At 63.0% G+C, this 14,966-nt stretch carries 16 protein-coding genes; 7 read left to right on the top strand and 9 right to left on the bottom strand.

Annotated elements, in window-relative coordinates; translation table 11 throughout:
• The first annotated feature begins 2 nt into the window (after positions 1 to 2).
• Positions 3 to 1,046 carry a lysylphosphatidylglycerol synthase transmembrane domain-containing protein gene (locus V6K60_RS08475; protein ID WP_332450088.1) on the top strand — a complete coding sequence of 348 codons (1,044 nt, stop codon included), beginning with the start codon at positions 3 to 5 and terminating at the stop codon, positions 1,044 to 1,046.
• 46 nt (positions 1,047 to 1,092) lie between these two features.
• A complete protein-coding gene (locus V6K60_RS08470; RefSeq protein WP_332450087.1) occupies positions 1,093 to 1,539 on the top strand; it encodes a bifunctional nuclease family protein in 447 nt (148 codons plus the stop codon).
• A 75-nt stretch (positions 1,540 to 1,614) separates the two neighbouring features.
• Here the strand turns inward: V6K60_RS08470 and hisE are convergent, their stop codons facing one another.
• The 3 genes from hisE to V6K60_RS08455 all read right to left on the bottom strand — a co-directional run bounded on the left by hisE (position 1,615) and on the right by V6K60_RS08455 (position 3,883).
• Complete coding sequence (gene hisE, locus V6K60_RS08465; RefSeq protein ID WP_332450086.1) at positions 1,615 to 1,908, bottom strand: phosphoribosyl-ATP diphosphatase; 294 nt, start codon at positions 1,906 to 1,908, stop codon at positions 1,615 to 1,617.
• On the bottom strand, positions 1,901 to 2,341 hold the full coding sequence (locus tag V6K60_RS08460; RefSeq protein WP_332450085.1) for a NusA-like transcription termination signal-binding factor: 441 nt from the start codon (positions 2,339 to 2,341) through the stop codon (positions 1,901 to 1,903). Before V6K60_RS08460 ends, hisE begins: the two co-directional genes overlap by 8 nt.
• Positions 2,342 to 2,428: 87 nt before the next feature.
• A complete protein-coding gene (locus V6K60_RS08455) occupies positions 2,429 to 3,883 on the bottom strand; it encodes a sensor histidine kinase (RefSeq protein WP_332450084.1) in 1,455 nt (484 codons plus the stop codon).
• Positions 3,884 to 4,701: 818 nt separating this feature from the next.
• Between V6K60_RS08455 and V6K60_RS08450 the strand changes: the two genes are divergently transcribed.
• The gene (locus tag V6K60_RS08450; RefSeq protein WP_332450083.1) at positions 4,702 to 5,406 is read left to right on the top strand and encodes a DUF432 domain-containing protein; all 705 of its coding nucleotides are present in this window, start codon (positions 4,702 to 4,704) and stop codon (positions 5,404 to 5,406) included.
• Positions 5,403 to 6,257 (top strand): mechanosensitive ion channel family protein, encoded by an 855-nt coding sequence (locus tag V6K60_RS08445; RefSeq protein ID WP_332450082.1) that lies wholly within the window; start codon positions 5,403 to 5,405, stop codon positions 6,255 to 6,257. The genes V6K60_RS08450 and V6K60_RS08445 overlap by 4 nt, the downstream gene beginning before the upstream one ends.
• A 333-nt stretch (positions 6,258 to 6,590) precedes the next feature.
• Here V6K60_RS08445 and V6K60_RS08440 read toward each other — a convergent pair whose 3' ends face one another.
• The 4 genes from V6K60_RS08440 to V6K60_RS08425 all read right to left on the bottom strand — a co-directional run bounded on the left by V6K60_RS08440 (position 6,591) and on the right by V6K60_RS08425 (position 10,238).
• Positions 6,591 to 7,355, bottom strand: coding sequence for an SIMPL domain-containing protein (locus tag V6K60_RS08440; RefSeq protein ID WP_332450081.1), 765 nt, complete (start codon positions 7,353 to 7,355; stop codon positions 6,591 to 6,593).
• A 120-nt stretch (positions 7,356 to 7,475) separates the two neighbouring features.
• The gene (locus V6K60_RS08435; RefSeq protein WP_332450080.1) at positions 7,476 to 8,156 is read right to left on the bottom strand and encodes a potassium channel family protein; all 681 of its coding nucleotides are present in this window, start codon (positions 8,154 to 8,156) and stop codon (positions 7,476 to 7,478) included.
• Entirely contained in the window at positions 8,153 to 9,448 is a 1,296-nt protein-coding gene (locus V6K60_RS08430; RefSeq protein ID WP_332450079.1) for a serine/threonine-protein kinase, read from the bottom strand. The genes V6K60_RS08435 and V6K60_RS08430 overlap by 4 nt, the downstream gene beginning before the upstream one ends.
• Positions 9,438 to 10,238, bottom strand: coding sequence for an FHA domain-containing protein (locus V6K60_RS08425; RefSeq protein WP_332450078.1), 801 nt, complete (start codon positions 10,236 to 10,238; stop codon positions 9,438 to 9,440). Before V6K60_RS08425 ends, V6K60_RS08430 begins: the two co-directional genes overlap by 11 nt.
• Before the next feature lie 204 nt (positions 10,239 to 10,442).
• On the opposite strand from V6K60_RS08425, the gene V6K60_RS08420 reads away from it, so the two are divergent.
• Both V6K60_RS08420 and V6K60_RS08415 read left to right on the top strand, forming a co-directional pair.
• Positions 10,443 to 10,727: a hypothetical protein gene (locus V6K60_RS08420; RefSeq protein WP_332450077.1), complete on the top strand. Its 285-nt coding sequence runs from the start codon at positions 10,443 to 10,445 to the stop codon at positions 10,725 to 10,727.
• A 67-nt stretch (positions 10,728 to 10,794) separates the two neighbouring features.
• A complete protein-coding gene (locus V6K60_RS08415; protein WP_332450076.1) occupies positions 10,795 to 11,061 on the top strand; it encodes a YcdB/YcdC domain-containing protein in 267 nt (88 codons plus the stop codon).
• A gap of 13 nt (positions 11,062 to 11,074) precedes the next feature.
• Here the strand turns inward: V6K60_RS08415 and V6K60_RS08410 are convergent, their stop codons facing one another.
• Both V6K60_RS08410 and V6K60_RS08405 read right to left on the bottom strand, forming a co-directional pair.
• The gene (locus V6K60_RS08410) at positions 11,075 to 11,515 is read right to left on the bottom strand and encodes a hypothetical protein (protein WP_332450075.1); all 441 of its coding nucleotides are present in this window, start codon (positions 11,513 to 11,515) and stop codon (positions 11,075 to 11,077) included.
• 24 nt (positions 11,516 to 11,539) lie between these two features.
• Positions 11,540 to 13,108 carry an aldehyde dehydrogenase family protein gene (locus tag V6K60_RS08405; RefSeq protein ID WP_332450074.1) on the bottom strand — a complete coding sequence of 523 codons (1,569 nt, stop codon included), beginning with the start codon at positions 13,106 to 13,108 and terminating at the stop codon, positions 11,540 to 11,542.
• A 117-nt stretch (positions 13,109 to 13,225) separates the two neighbouring features.
• Here V6K60_RS08405 and V6K60_RS08400 point away from each other — a divergent pair, with 117 nt between their 5' ends.
• Positions 13,226 to 14,965 carry an ATP-dependent DNA ligase gene (locus tag V6K60_RS08400; protein WP_332450073.1) on the top strand — a complete coding sequence of 580 codons (1,740 nt, stop codon included), beginning with the start codon at positions 13,226 to 13,228 and terminating at the stop codon, positions 14,963 to 14,965.
• Position 14,966: the final 1 nt, after the last annotated feature.

Raw genomic sequence — 14,966 nt, 5'->3', positions numbered from 1 at the left:
GGATGAAGAAGTCTCAGTGGAAGTGGCTGCTCGTCTCGATCAGTTTTAGCACGCTCGTTCTGGCCGGTGTCCTGTACTTCACCGTCGACGAGATGACGGTCGAGTATCTCAGCCGCGTCAACCCGCTCTACCTGGTCCTTGCGGTCCTCTTCCACTTCCTCTCGCTCATCTTCTGGGCGGCCCGCATCCAGTTAATGTCGGGGTCGCTCGGGTATCCGGTGAGGTTCTTGCACTGCCTGAACCTGGTCCTCGCAAATATGCTCGTTGCGGCGCTCACCCCGTCGCAGGCGGGTGGCGAGCCGGTCCGTATCCATGAACTCTACCGGGCGAACGTCCCGCTCGGGGACGCGACCGCCGTCGTCGTCATGGAACGGATCCTGGACGGGGTTGCCCTCGGGGCGCTCGGAGCCTTCGCCATGCTCTTCCTCGGCAGGTACTGGAGCAGTATCTCCTCGGGGTTCAGCGGCCTGAGCCTGATCATGTATGCCACCTGGATCTTCGTCATCCTCATCGTGCTGGTCTTCGTCTACTCGGTGAAGAACCCGGACCACCTCAAACGGGCCCTCAAATGGATGTCGCGGTGGATCGACCGGCGCTGGCACCTGAGGCGGCTTGAGAGCCTGCTTGACTCGATCGACCGGGAGGTGGACAACTTCAATGCGGGCCTCAGCAAGTTCGTGAACCACGGCAGAAGCGGCCTCGTGTGGGGGATGCTCTTCACCCTGCTCTTCTGGCTCTCGGAGTTCGCCATCGCGTCGCTCCTCCTCGTGGGGCTTGGACAGCCGGCGTTCCTCGTCGAGTCGTTCGTCGTCCAGCTGATCCTCGCCGTCATCATGATGATCCCGCTCACGCCGGGGAGCTCAGGGATTGCGGAACTCGGCGCCACGTCGCTCTACAGCCTCTTCGTCCCGTCGTCGATCGTGGGCATCTTTGTGCTCCTCTGGCGGCTGATCCTCTACTACCTCAATATCCTCCTTGGTATGCTATCCAGCCTCATCATCGTGCGGCGCGAGATCCTTACCCGCGCCCAAAAAGAGGAGCAGTGACCTACCCCAAGGTTTAAACCCGATAAGGCTGATGTGGCGTGATCACATGACGGCTCAACGTTGCAGGGTCCAGGGTGTCTTCATGTCGGTGAGCGAGATGGGAGCGGCGCCGACTGTCGTCCTGGATGCCGGGGGAGACAGCACCATACCCATATATGTCGGGCTCTGGGAAGCGATCTCGATCAGCAACGCATTGAATAGCGAGATGCTTCCCCGCCCCATCACCCATGACCTGATCGTTGAGGTCTTTCGGAACTTTGCGATAGAGCTTGACGCCCTGCACATCGACTCCCTTGAGGAGGGGGTCTTTTACGCCAAGCTCCTGCTCAAGCAGGGTTCGCGCACCGAGATCATGGACTGCCGGCCGAGCGACGGGATAGCCATCGCTCTGCGGTATCGTGCTCCCATCATGATCGAGGATACGGTCGTAGAGTCCGCAGCAGTGAAGAAGGACGACCTCCCGAGGATGGTGGACCTGAAGGAGTACCTCTGAACCGTCCGCCGGGGGGATGGGTCCCTCCCCCGGGGGTCGGATCCTCCCCCCCGGGGTCGGTCCAGAAAAACCGTGTTATCTCCGGCGTGCGGCAAGCTCGTCGAGCACGTCCGCTACATCGGTGCCTGATGCCTTGAGCGCCACCAGGAAATGAAAGAGCAGGTCTGCCGCTTCAGAGATCGTCCTCTCCGGCACCTGGTTCTTGGCGGCCAGGATGAACTCGACCGCTTCTTCACCGACCTTCTCGAGGGATTTGTCGATCCCTTTTCTGTGGGTCAGGACGGAGGTGACGTAACTCTCGGCCGACGGGTGCTCGGCCCGGTCCTCGATGACCGTCCAGACCTCGTCGAGGATCGTCCAGTCACGCATGAGTCTCTCCTCCTGCGAGTACCTCACCGAGGGTGGTATCGAAGTACCGGGAGAGGAGGAGCCGTGCTTTTTCGATGGTGCACCCTCCTTTCCCGATGGCGATACCGAGATCACTCTTATTGATGTAGACCGTGAGTCTTCCGTCGTCCTCTCTCCTGACGCCAACGACTTCGGCCGGTTTAAACACGTTCTTTGCGAAATTTTCGATCTCGGGAGAATATTCGACCATTTCTATACGTTTCCCGAGGACCCGCTGCATCTTCCGGATGTTGCCTCCCTTTCGACCGATAGCGAGGCCCATATCGCCTTCTTTTATGAGGTATACTATGCGGTCGAAGCGCTCGTCGATGATGCAGTCCAGCGCGGTCGCCCGGGTGAGGATTCTCAACTCTTCGATGTATCTCCGCTCTTTAAAGCATATAGTTCGTATCATTGAAGCAGTCCCCGATGGGAATGATGCGGTAGGATATAGTCGTTGAGAGAATATATAGTGAGCCCCCGGGCCTTCGGGGGTACTGGCCTAGCACTTCTGCAGGCTCACCTTGATTGCCGCTCCTTCCCCGGGTTTGCCGGGCACCCGGTCCGCCGCCCAGACCCGTCCGCCGTAGCGGTTCGTGAGGGTCTTGACGATATGAAGCCCGAGGCCCCTGCTCCCCGATGTGGTTTTGCTCCCCTTACTGAAGCGATCGAAGATGTTGGGCTTCAAGTGGTCCGGTATCCCGACGCCGGTATCGGCGACGGTCAGGGTTACAATATCTCCGGTCTCCATGACGGATATATCGATCCGCACCCTCATGCCGCCGAACTTGATGCTGTTGCTGATCAGGTTGGATATGATATGTTCGAGGAGAGGGTTTGCCCAGACCATCTGGCTCTTCCCCTCGTACCTGATATCGATGCCTGCATACCGCCGAACCTGGCCGCGAATGGTTCTGTCCAGGTCAACCGGCTCCAGGCGGACGTTGTGCGTGTTGAGGGTGTTCAGGAGTTCGACGTTCTTGATGACGGTGATCCCCTGTTCGACCGTGTTCTTGACCCTCTGGGCGAGTTCCGCCTCTTCGCCGGAGAGCCGTTCCCGGAGCATCTCGATGATCGTTGCCGCGACTATGTTGGTGTTGTAGATGTCGGTGCCGAGCAGGTCCAGGTAGAGGCTGGAGAGCCGTTCGGTCTCCTGGAGCGCCCGCTCACGGAGGAGGTCCCGGGTGATCTCCCGGTAGACCCCGGTGGCAGCCGTGATCCTCCCCGCGGAGTCGTGCAGAGGGTGAATGGTCGCCTGGAACGACCTCTGGCTGCCGTGCCAGTCAAACGACCGGGTCTCCGATATGACCTCCCCCGCATCGATGGCCCGGCGTGCAGCCCCTGCCAGAAACTCCGCCTCTTCTGCCGGGAAGAGGGCACCGGGTCTCCCGCCCGCGATGGTCTTCTGGTCCACGCCCATCTCCCGGGCGCCGGTCCAGAAGAACTGGGTGAAGGCGCCGTCCCGGTTGAGCGTGAAGATCATATCGGATAGAACGCCTGCCAGGATCTGCACCTGTTCCTCTGCCTTCCCGGGCGACTCGTCGGGTGCATCCCGGATGGTCTCGACCGCACCGATCTGCCTGCCGGCATCGTCGTAGAGGGGGGCGGCCATACAGACGATCTCCCTGCCGGAGACAGGAGTGATACGCGACCCGGCGAGCAGGTCTTCGCCTTCGCGGGACAGCAGGCGGTAGTGGTTGTTTTCGGCGTCATCGGGAGTCAGGATCCAGTTCGCCAGGGTGGGGCATACCTCGCCGAACAGGGCTTTCCCGTGCAAGAACCCTCCCTTTCCTAAAATCTCTTCTGCCGGTACGCCGGTATATCGCTCCATGCTCTTGTTCCAGGCGACCACCCGCCCCTCACAGTCGAGGACGAGTGCCGGTTGCTGGAGGTGGTTGAAGATACTCACAGGTACCTGACTATGGTTCATGTATTCGCTGACTTCTTCCCGGTTCATCTCAATTGGGCAAGGAGACCCCACTCTTCAGGGTGGGGAGGAATTACCCCCTCCGTAAGTGTTTTGTTGTCTGAGGTCGATACTTCGGATACTGGCCCACTGATGCCGACTCCTGAAGAGGAGGTTTCAATCACACCACAATTTGCGTATGATGTGTGCCGCGGGGGAGTGAGACAAGTAGCCGGTGATTCCGTGGTTCCACGGATAATCGGTAGGGGCCGTGTCAACCGGCCCGTGCGAATAAGGCCGTTTTCGGCAACCTTCGCATGAATTAAATTGGAACGATCTAGGGACATTTAACCTCCTTACCGTTGCAAGCCGTCCCCTTCAGGGGGCGGTAGTTGACCTTCACACGCATCACCCGGGGACGGCGCTCGCCCCCCATAAAACCGCCGGCAGACGTTTTCCTCCGGATCTCCGGACGAAATTTCCGCGCTGGCAGGTACGGTCTCCCTTCGTTATTACTGCTTCCGGTCCTGGCGATACCCCCTGTGCCACACGCAAGCGCGATGAAGGCGAGGGTGATATCACCGGAGATCAGGATAACCACGCAGGAAAAAGTTTCTGAGATCGTCGCTTAAAAAGCGTGTCTATTTATTCCCCTCGGAATATACGTGCCGGCGGATATGCTATTTATATCTTCGCAGACACCCGCCGGACGGAGTTTCCAGAGTTGTCATAATAAACGGATCTGGTGGAGATAAATGGGCTTTGGGTCGTTATAGTCGGCGTTTCCGGATTTGACGTGGGGACGCAAAACACGGGAATCCGTGCCGGTGAAGTAACTTAATATTTGAGTATTTGCAGATCATAAAACGATGTTCGGACGCTATAATTGCACTTTTCACCGTGAAGAAGGTGATATCCTGGTCGAAACCGAGCAAAATGGAGGTCTTCTGACCTACCGGAGGAGGTGCGAAGGAGAGACGTTCGAGCGGCTGCTTGTCTCGAAGACGGGTGAGTTCGTCATCAATCCGGTAGAACCAATCAATCTCCCGAGTGCGATCACGAACTTCCTCCTGGTTGAGTTTTCACCGATGGTCATCGAGCCCGGTGGCAGCCAGACGGTCTACCTGACGTTTCCGGTCGAGATCGGGGTCTTTCTAGAGGCTCCTAAAGACATTGAGGTGCTCGATGTCTTTGGTCTTGGCACCCAGAAGTATACGCTCTATGGACCACCGACCAGCGGACTTATTGCCCGGTGGTACCGGAGTGCAGTCTCCACGGAGATCCCCACGGTTGAGTGTTTCCGTGAGGGCGTGATGGAACTCTCCATCAATAACCTATCTCATGAGTGGGTCGAGATCTCGCGCGTCGTGTTTGACAGCACCGATATGAAGATCTATTACGGCGACTTCGTGGCGACCGCCGCTACGATGAAGATTCTCAGCCCGATCCTGGCGGAGACGGACTTTATCGACGCCCCGCTCCAGCCCGACATGGTCAAGTCCGTCGAGCTGCACGCGGCACGCAAGATCCCGGGACTCAACCGGGGATATCTCATGGAGTGGGGCCTCTCATGACGTTCAACGTGACCGAGATCCTCGAGATCCCCACCGGCATCGGGTCGATCACCGTCGAGAACCTCGTGTATTTTGCCCTTATTATCCTGATTGGCTGGGCTGTCGCGCGTTTTGTCGCGATAAACGTCAGGCGAGCCCTCGCGGATCGGCTGGCCAAGAACGAGCGCGAGTTGTTCGTAAAACTGATCTACTACATCATCATCCTCTGGGCGGTCGTCGTCGCTCTCCCGCAGCTCAACGTCAACCTCTCCGGCCTCCTGGTGGCCGGAGGGGTCGCCGGTCTCGTCATTGCGTTCGCCAGCCAGAGCGTCGTCTCGAACCTGGTCTCCGGCCTCTTCCTCATGTTCGAGCACCCGATTAAGATCGGCGACAACGTCAACGTCGCGGGCGTCAGCGGCAGCGTCGAGGATGTTCGCGTCCTCTCGACGGTCGTCAAGACCTACGACGGGATCTATGTCCGGATCCCGAACGAGACAGTCTTCACCTCGAACATCACCAACTACGTCCACAACGCAGCCCGGCGGTTCGAGTACCAGATCGGTATCCGCTACCAGGACGACGCGAACGAAGCGATCCGGATCGCAAAGGAGGTCATCGCGACCCACCCGTTTGCGTTGAAGAGCCCGGCACCCTCGGTCTTCGTCGATACCTTCGGCGATAACCGGGTCAACCTGACCGCCTACATCTGGGCGCCGGCCCGGAACTGGTGGGATGTCAGGACCGACCTTCTCTGGAAGATCAAGCAGGCGTTTGAAGAGAACGGCATCGAGATACCCCTCCCGCAGCGCACAGTCGTGTTTGCGGACGGACTCGAGGTGAAGAACCGAACTGCCGTCGAGAAGGAAGAGTAACCCCTTTTTTAGACCCGGTGCACCTTCCCGCGCCTCCCGGCCAAAAGGAGTTCGGGTACCGCCCTGCGAGTTCCGCAATCTTATCAGTGCGATGCCGAGAGGTACGTCACCCGGGCGTCAAAGAGCAGGCCCGCCTCGGCAAACAGGCAGGAGAACCCCCGGTCCACCGTGAGCTCTTCGCGGCAGGAGATGTTGTTACCTCGATGATGGTGGGCATCAGAAGAGGTTCCGTCTTCACGGGCGATTATGCTTCGGGATGGGGCGGGGCGGGCGCGAAGGTGGGTATCCGGCCCGGGGGTTCGGAGCACCCCGGACCTGCAGACAAAAAAATGATCAACTGATGATGTAGGAGATGGAGACGCTCGCGGTCACGTCGATCTCGCCGGCCTCGAGCGGGGTCGCGACGGCAGCGCCCGCCGCCTTCTCCATGCCCGAGTAGCGACCGTCGTAGACCATGGGCACATAGCTGTTCCCGACGTTGACCTCTTTGACGTCGACGATCGTCTTGCCGAGGGCTGCGGCAACAGCGTCTGCGTCGCCCCGTGCCTGCGCTACCGCGGCGGTCAGGGCCTGCGACCGGAACTGCTGCTGCTTTTCGTCGCTCAGGGTGAACGAGAACCGGTCGACCCGGTTCGCGCCGCTTTCGACGGCAAGGTCGACGATCTCGCCGGCACGGTTCACGTCGTGGAGCGTGACCTCAAGGGTGTTGATGACGCGGTAGAACTGGATCCTCGCATCAGGGGTCACCGGTACATCACTGCTCCGGGTTATGGGCCAGTTGTTCTCCCCGGTCACCGGGATGATGTTGTAGCCGGCGGTCTTGATGTCTTTCTCCGGGATGCCGGCGTTCTTCAGGGCTTTGACCACGGCATCCATTTTTCGGGCGTTCTCCTGCTGTGCTATCTTGACGTCGGCGTTCTCGGTCTCGACGGCGAAGACGATGATGGCCTGGTCGGGAGTGGTCGTCACTTTGCCCGTACCGGAGACGTGGATCAGTTTATCTTTTGATTCCTCCGGCAACTGTGCGGTGACGTTCCCTATCACCGCGGCACAGAGGACCATCAGGGCGATCCCCAGAAGTGCTGTTTTTCCTCGCATGGTATCGATCATCTCTTGATTTGGCGAAAATAAATATCTTGCTTTAGTTACGAGAATTTTCGTAGTGATAATTGCCCAGATCCATGAATGGAGCGTTTATTTCTCGAATTCAGGATCCCCTCATTCCTTGCCGCTCTCAGGCTGCCACCCTGCCGCCGCCACCAGGCGGGCGATCAGGACGGCGATATACAGGGTCCCGCTCACGGTCTCGAGCAGGGCGAGCGACCGGGCCTGGTCGGTGAGCGGCGTGATGTCGCCGTAGCCCAGCGTCGCAAGGGTGACGAAACTGTAGTAGATGAACAGAGAAAAGGTGAAGGCGGTGTCCGGCTGGCTGCTCGCAAACGATCCCGGAGTGATCGTCTCGACGAGGTCGTAGGCCGTCGCCCAGGTGAGCCCCATGAGGAGGTAGACGGAGACTGCCCCGGAGATGGTGTCGGCGGTGACCAGGCGCGTCCTGATGACCCGGTGGAGGGAGATGAGCGCGGTGAAGGTGTAGAAGAGGAGTGTGAAGACACTCCCGGCGGTGCTGAGGGCGGGGATGCCGGTGAGGATATGGAGCCAGCCCAGGCCGAAGGCGGGGATGGCGAGGGCGGCGGCGATCGCGACCTGCCGCCGCCGGTCGCTCACGGCATAGACCCCGGTGATCAGGATGAACGACGAGAGCAGCGTGAGAGCGGCCGGGCCGGTCGACCCCGTGCTCGCGTAGGGATAGACGGCGAGCAGGAGGATGAGCGATCCGAGCAGGTAGTGGCACTGCATGGCCCTGGCACGGGCGAGGTAGCGGGTGAGAAGCCTCTTCACGCCTCCGCCTTGCCGGCTTCCCTCATCAGGGTTTCGATCGCACCGAGCACCTCCCCGGCGGATTGGTAGCGGTCGGCGGGGTCCTTTGTGAGGCACCGGAGAATGACCGGGTCGAGCCGTGCGAGGCCCGGGTCGATCGCCGACGGGGGGACCGGCGGCGTCTTGAGGATCGCATCGGCAAGTCCGGCGAGGCTCTCGCCGGCGAACGGAGGCCTTCCCGTCACCAGTTCGTAGAAGACAACGCCGAGCTGGTAGATGTCGGTCCATGCACCGGTCCTGCCGAACCGCTCCGGGGCGATCTGCTCCGGGGCCGCATACGCGAGGGTGAACCCGGCGGCGATGGTGGTCTCCCGCATCGCCAAGAGCGTCGTGCTCGTGCCCCAGTCGGTGATCTTCGGGGTCGTCAGGTCGTCCGCGAGAAGGATGTTCTCCGGCTTGATGTCCCGGTGGACGACGCCCCTCCCGTGGGCGTAGGCAAGCCCGGCGGCGATGCCTGCAACGATGCGGGCGGCGGTCTCGACCGGGACGGGCTTTTCCAGGTCTGCGAGGGTCCTGGGCAGGAACTCCATCTCGACGAACGGTACCGGGAGGATGTTGACCGAGTGGACCGCCACGATGTTCTCGTGGGCGAGGTCTTCCCAGAACCGCATCTCCTTCATGAAGGTCTTTCCCGTCGCCTCGTCGTAGGTGACCGGGATCTTCACCGCTACGGTTCGACGGTCATCACGCCTGACTGCCGAGAAGACCTGCCCGAGCCCGCCCCTCCCGACGAAGGCGACCCGGTCGTAGCGCTCTGCAAGTTCGGGCGGGAACCCGGCCGGGTGGGAGGGTGCGGTCCGGTATGCCCCGGGGAGGATGGTCGCGCCCGGATCGCCGCCGGCATCCGCTCCCTGTGCCCTCTTCAGGTACCCGGCACCGAGCACGGAGGCACCGCCGAGCAGGATGAGGGCCAGCGCCATCCCGGCCCAGGGGAACGGGTCGGCGATCGTCGGGCCGGCTGTCCCGGTCGCCGTCGGTTCCGTTCCCCGGGTCGCTTCGGGTGACGGCAGGGCGGTCGGTGTCGGTTCCGGTGTATCCCTGGCATCCTTATCCTTGTTCTGGCCGGGGGCTGCCCCGTTCTTTTCGGGGGCGGTGCCCGTATCATCGCCCGGTGTCTTTCCACCGGCCTCGATGGCGGCAGCGTCGGCGCTGGAATGCTCCGGTGGCCCCCCGGCGCCCAGTACGGCGGGACAGGCGGCCGAGAGGAGCAGGGCCGCGAGGAGGAGCAGGACGACCGTCCGTTCAGGCAGCATCTCGCACCGGAGCCCCCCCGGGAAGAACGAGGACGAGGGTTGCCCCCGCCGCACCCTTTGCGAGCTCGACGAGGTCCCCGTCGTGGAGCTCCCGGCGCATGGACCGGTCGAGCGGCGTGCCGTTCACGAAGGTGCCGCCCGTACTGCCGCAGTCCTCGATGAGCCAGGCACCGTCCCGGCTCCGGGTGAGCCGGGCGTGCGGTCGTGAGACGCGGGTGACCGCCGCGTACTCCTCGCCGAGGACGATATTCTGTCCGGCTCGACCGGGTGCGTCCGGGTCCGCCCGGCCTATGGCGATGGCGTCGTGCCCGAGTGGGAAGGCCCTGCCGTCTTCGGGCCCGCCGAGGAGGATGGCGACCGGGGGTTGCCCGGAGAACTCTCCCGAGAACGCCTCCCGGACCCCGGCAAGCCGCTTCGCGAGCACGGCATCGGTGAGTGTCAGTTGCAGGTTCGAGAAGAGCCCGAGGCTCCTCGTGATCGCCTCGAGCCCCCCGGGCACGAGCGAGTATTTCCAGACCGGGTGAATCCCTTTTGCGGTCGGGCGGGAGAGGCCGGCCTCCTTCTTGACGACGCCTATGCTCAGGAGTTTGTCGAGGTGTTTCTTCGTGTTCTCGTAACTCGTCTCGATCGCGGCCGAGATCTGCCGGACATCCTTGGGGCTTCGCTCGATGACCTTCAGGATCTTCAAGCGTGTGCTGCTGCTCAGCACGTCCAGGTATTCGGAGAGCTCCTGCAGGTTGTCGGTATCTCTATCGAAGATCAGCGTCCTTGAGTCGTCGTCGTTGGTCATAGGTCCTCCGGTCGGCCTTGTTGTATGGTTTCGCGAGACCTCTGAAGAAGGTTGTGCACTTCACCGGGCAATCCTCCGCACCGAGATGGGGATACCGACCATAATCGCCGGGGCCCCGCCGGGGGTCAGCGCCGCAGAATCCACGGTTTTTCCCGGATCCCGCCCCGGATCATGTTTATACGGGAGGACCGATCAGAGAGGGCCATGCTCGAAGATATCGAGACCCTGCAGCAACGGACGGTGATGGTGAGGATCGAGGAGATGATCCAGTCGACGCCCGACTACGCCGAGATCCGGGAGGCACTCCAGTCGCTGGAATTCATCCCGGAGCAGGATGAGACCGATTTCGCGATATGGGTGCAGCCGGACCTCAGGATCTTCGTCCTGCTCAGGATGAATCTCGGGGGCGGGTATGCAGGGTATAAGGTGGCCGCTTACGAGGAGATAGAACGCCGGGAGGGGACTTCTGCCGGCTACAACGCCCGGTAAGGTCTCTTTTCCCCCAACCCGAGTCCCCGGGTCAGGTTTATCTGGTCGTATGGGGTATGGTCCTCGCATGAAGAGACAGGTATCGATCGACCGGGAGGAGCAGGAGGCCCTGAAAGCCCGGGTCCGTGAGATGGTCACCGTGGAGACCACCTACGAGAGGATCCGGGAGAGTCTCGCGAGTCTTGGGTTCGTGGCGAAGGAGGACAAACCCGCCCTTGCCCTCTGGGAGAACCGCGAGCACGAGCTCTTCGTGATGGTCCATATGGATTCCGAGACCGGCAGGCTGCAGGACTACGAGGTGAAGACGTTCGAGGAGATGGAGGGGTTCGAGTAGCCGGGGTTCGCGCTCAGCGTGAGTCCCCGGGGCCGACGAAGAGCGAGATATACCCGCCGATGAGCGCGATGATGAAGACGATCACGTAGACCGGAACGGCAAACGCCCTCTCGAAGAGGGCAAAGGCCTCGACATCGGTGATCTCGCCCACGAGAACGAAGAGCCGGAAGAGGAACATCACCAGGAAGACGGCACCGGCGGCGCCGAAGACCGGGCCCGGCAGGTTCAGGGGGAAGAGGAGGGCGCCGAAGAGGTCGCCGATCAGGAAGAGCGCCGTGATCAGAAGGAGCGGTCCGAGGTTGGCGTTCAAGAACGCGACGATCTGGACGAAGACCGGGGCCTGGACGTAGGCGCCGGCAAGGAGGTTCAAGATGCCGAGCAGGATCAGGAAGACGATGAACCCGCCTATCCGTGATACCAGGATGCCCGCGATCGACTCCTTCTTTTGTCCCATACGCGATCAAAGGGCGCTCTCCCCTTATGGAGTTACCGTCGGCTCCGTCACCCGGGTCTCTGCCTGTTCGCGGACGAACGAGAGGAGGTAGTAGGGCCCCCCGGCACCCCGGCCGGTCGTCCCGCTCGCCTTCCAGCCCCCGAAGGGCTGGGCGCCGGGCCATGCCCCGGTCGTCGCCCCTCCGCGCCGATTGGCGTAGACGACCCCGAACCGGATCGCATCAAAGAAGTACCCGATCTCTTCAGGGTCCTCCGAGAATATCCCGGCGGTCAGGCCGTAGTCAGTCGCGTTTGCAAGCCTGAGCGCCTCATCAAGAGTCTCGAAGGTGCTGGCGAGGAGGACCGGGACGAAGAGTTCTTCGGCATAGAGGCGGTGGTCGTGGGGAAGGCCGGTGATGACCGTGGGTCGGACGCAGAGCCCGTCCCCGACCCCCTCCCCGCCGGCAAGAATCTTCCCTCCGTCGCGGACCGCCTCCTTGAGTGCCCTCTGGAAGGTCATCCGGGCATCGTCGTCGATCAGGGGGCCGCAGGCGACCTCCCGCCGCCGGGGATCGCCGACCTCCATCCGCTCCACCCGGTCGCGGAGCGCCGTCGAGAACCGTTCTGCAACTGATGAGTGGACATAGACCCGTGAGGCGGCGCTGCACTTCTGCCCGGCAAACCCGAAAGCCGCCCGAACCACACCCTCGACCGCCTTCTCGATATCGACGCTCGCCGTGACGATAACCGGGTTCTTGCTCCCCATCTCCGCCACGAACGGTTTCTGATAGGGCTGTGCCGCGGCAGCCTGCCGCTCGAGCCACGTCCCCACGGCCCGCGACCCGGTGAACGCGATCCCGGCAACGTCCGGGTGCGCCGCCACGACCTCGCCGAAGGGGCCCCCGGGACCGGTCACCAGGTTGAGTGCGCCGGGAGAGACCCCGCCCGCGATGAAGAGCCGGTAGAGGTTCACCCCCGAGAGCGGCGTCTTGCTCGTGGGTTTGAAGACGACCGTGTTCCCGGTGAGGAGCGCCCCGGCGATCATGCCCGCGGCAAGCGCTATCGGGAAGTTGAACGGGGATATGACCGCCCAGGCGCCGTAGGGCCGCATGACGCTCCGGCACTCCTCCCCGGGTGCCGGGGAGTGCAGGGGGACGATGTAGCCGTTCTTCTGCTCGTAGACCCCGCAGTAGTAGCGGAGCATGGCGACCGCCTCGCCGACCTCCGCCAGCGCCTCGTAGCGGGTCTTCCCCGCCTCGTAGGTCAGCAGCGCCGCGAGCAAAAAGAGCCGGCTCTCGATCGCATCGGCCGTCTTCCTGATGATCCCGACCCGTTCGCGCCAGCCCCTCCGGCTCCACCCCAAAAATGCCTCGTCTGCTGCGGCGACCGCTTCCCGGGCATGCTCTCCTCCCCCCGCAGCAAACGTCCCGAGCAGGATGGACCGGTCTATGGGGGACCGCGCCTCGAACTCCTCCCGGCTCGTGACCTCCCGGGAGCCGATGTACATCGGGTGGCGCTTCCCGAACTCCTGCTCGATAGCGAGCAGAGCGGCCTCATACTCGCCGTGAAAACTCTCGTCGGACTCGAGCGAGACGTAGGTGACTGACTCCTGCATACCAACAACCCTCTCTGGAACCCCTGTAACCCGGCCCGGGATATCAACCCCTCGCATGGCGGCCAGCCCTTCGCATACCGCAACGTTCAAGTAGCCCCCGGCGACTGATCCTCTAACGTGAAGTTCGCAACCCTCGCCTCCTGCTTTGAGCGTCTCGAGGCGACCATGTCCCGGAACGAGATGACTGCGCTTCTTGCGCGGTTACTCTCCGCGGCGTCGCCTGACGAGATCGAGACCGTCTGTTACTTCGTGCTGGGCACAATCGGCCCCGGCTACAGCGATTGCGCCCTCGGGATCGGGGACCGGACGACGGCGGCGGCGATCGCCCTCGCGGCCGGGACCGATCTTGCCGCGGTCGATGCGGCGGCCCGCGACCTCGGCGATTACGGGGATGCTGCGTCCCGGCTCATCGGTCTGCCGGCCGGTGGTTCTCTCGCGGTCGCGGACGTCCACCGTGCTCTTGTCGCGATCGCCCGGACGTCCGGGCCGGGCTCGGTCGAGCAGAAGACGGAAGGCCTTACAGCCCTCTTTACGGCCGGGTCGGACCGCGAGCGGCGTTACCTCGCCAGGCTTGCCGCCGGCCAGATGCGCCTTGGCGCAGGGGAGATGACCCTCCTCGACGCCCTGGCAGAGGCATTTCTCGGGTCAAAGGCGGAGCGCCCGGCTCTTGAACACGCCTACAACCTCTCCTCCGATATCGGGCTCGTGGCCCGGACGCTTCGTACGGAGGGAATCGCAGGGGTGCAGGCGATCACCGTCACCCTCCACCGGCCGATCCGGCCGATGCTCACCCAGCGGGTTGCGAGGCTATCGGAGATCCTGGAGCGGATCGGCTCGTCCGTCATCGCTGTCGAGGAGAAGTACGACGGCGAGCGGATTCAGGCGCACAAAGACGGCGATGACGTCACCCTCTTCTCGCGGCGGCTGACCGACGTCACCGGCCAGTACCCCGATATCGTCGGGAGTGTCAGGGAGCACGTCGCGGCCGATACGGCGATCCTCGACGGCGAGGCGGTCGCGTTCGACCATGCGACCGGGGCCTACCTCCCCTTCCAGATCCTGATGCGGCGGCGCCGGAAGCACCGGGTCCGGGAGGTCGCAAGGGAGGTCCCGGCGACCTACCGGGCGTTCGATCTCCTCTACGTCGACGGCGAGCCCTCTCTCGGCCGGAGTTACCCCGAGCGGCGGGCGCGGCTCGAGGAGGTCCTCCCCGGGGCCCGGGAGATATCCCCGGCAGGCCGGATCGTGACGGGGGATACCGACGGGATCACGACATTCTACACCTCCTGCATCGAGCGCGGGCTCGAAGGGATCGTCTGCAAGTCCTGCGCAGAGGACTCGGTCTACCGGGCGGGGGCGCGTGAATGGCAGTGGATCAAGTGGAAGAGCGACTACGCCCCCGGGCTCACCGATACGCTCGACCTGGCCGTCATCGGCGCCAACGCAGGGCGGGGGAGGCGGGCCGGGACCTACGGCTCGGTCCTCTGCGCCGCCTATAACCACGAGGAGGATACCTTCCAGACGGTCTGCGGCATGGGGTCGGGGTTCTCGGATGCTGATCTCGCGGACCTTCCCCGCCGGCTCGCCGGGGTAAGGGTGGACCGGCAACCGGCGCGGACGATGGTGAACCCGCAGGCGGCACCCGAGTTCTGGTTCACGCCGGCCCTGGTGGTGGAGGTGCTGGGCCTCGAGATCACCGAGAGCCCGGTCCACACCTGCAACTGGGACCCGGCGCGGCGGCGCGGCCTCGCCCTCCGGTTCCCGCGGTTCGTCCGGTGGCGGGACGAGAAGAGCCCCGAGCAGGCGACGACGACCGCCGAGGTCGCGGCCATCTTCCGTCGCCAGCGGGGGGTGTGAC

Source organism: Methanoculleus sp. (assembly GCF_036677455.1).
GTDB lineage: Archaea > Halobacteriota > Methanomicrobia > Methanomicrobiales > Methanoculleaceae > Methanoculleus.
Note: the sequence above shows the minus strand (reverse complement) of the source record. Positions and strands in the feature narration are given on the sequence as shown.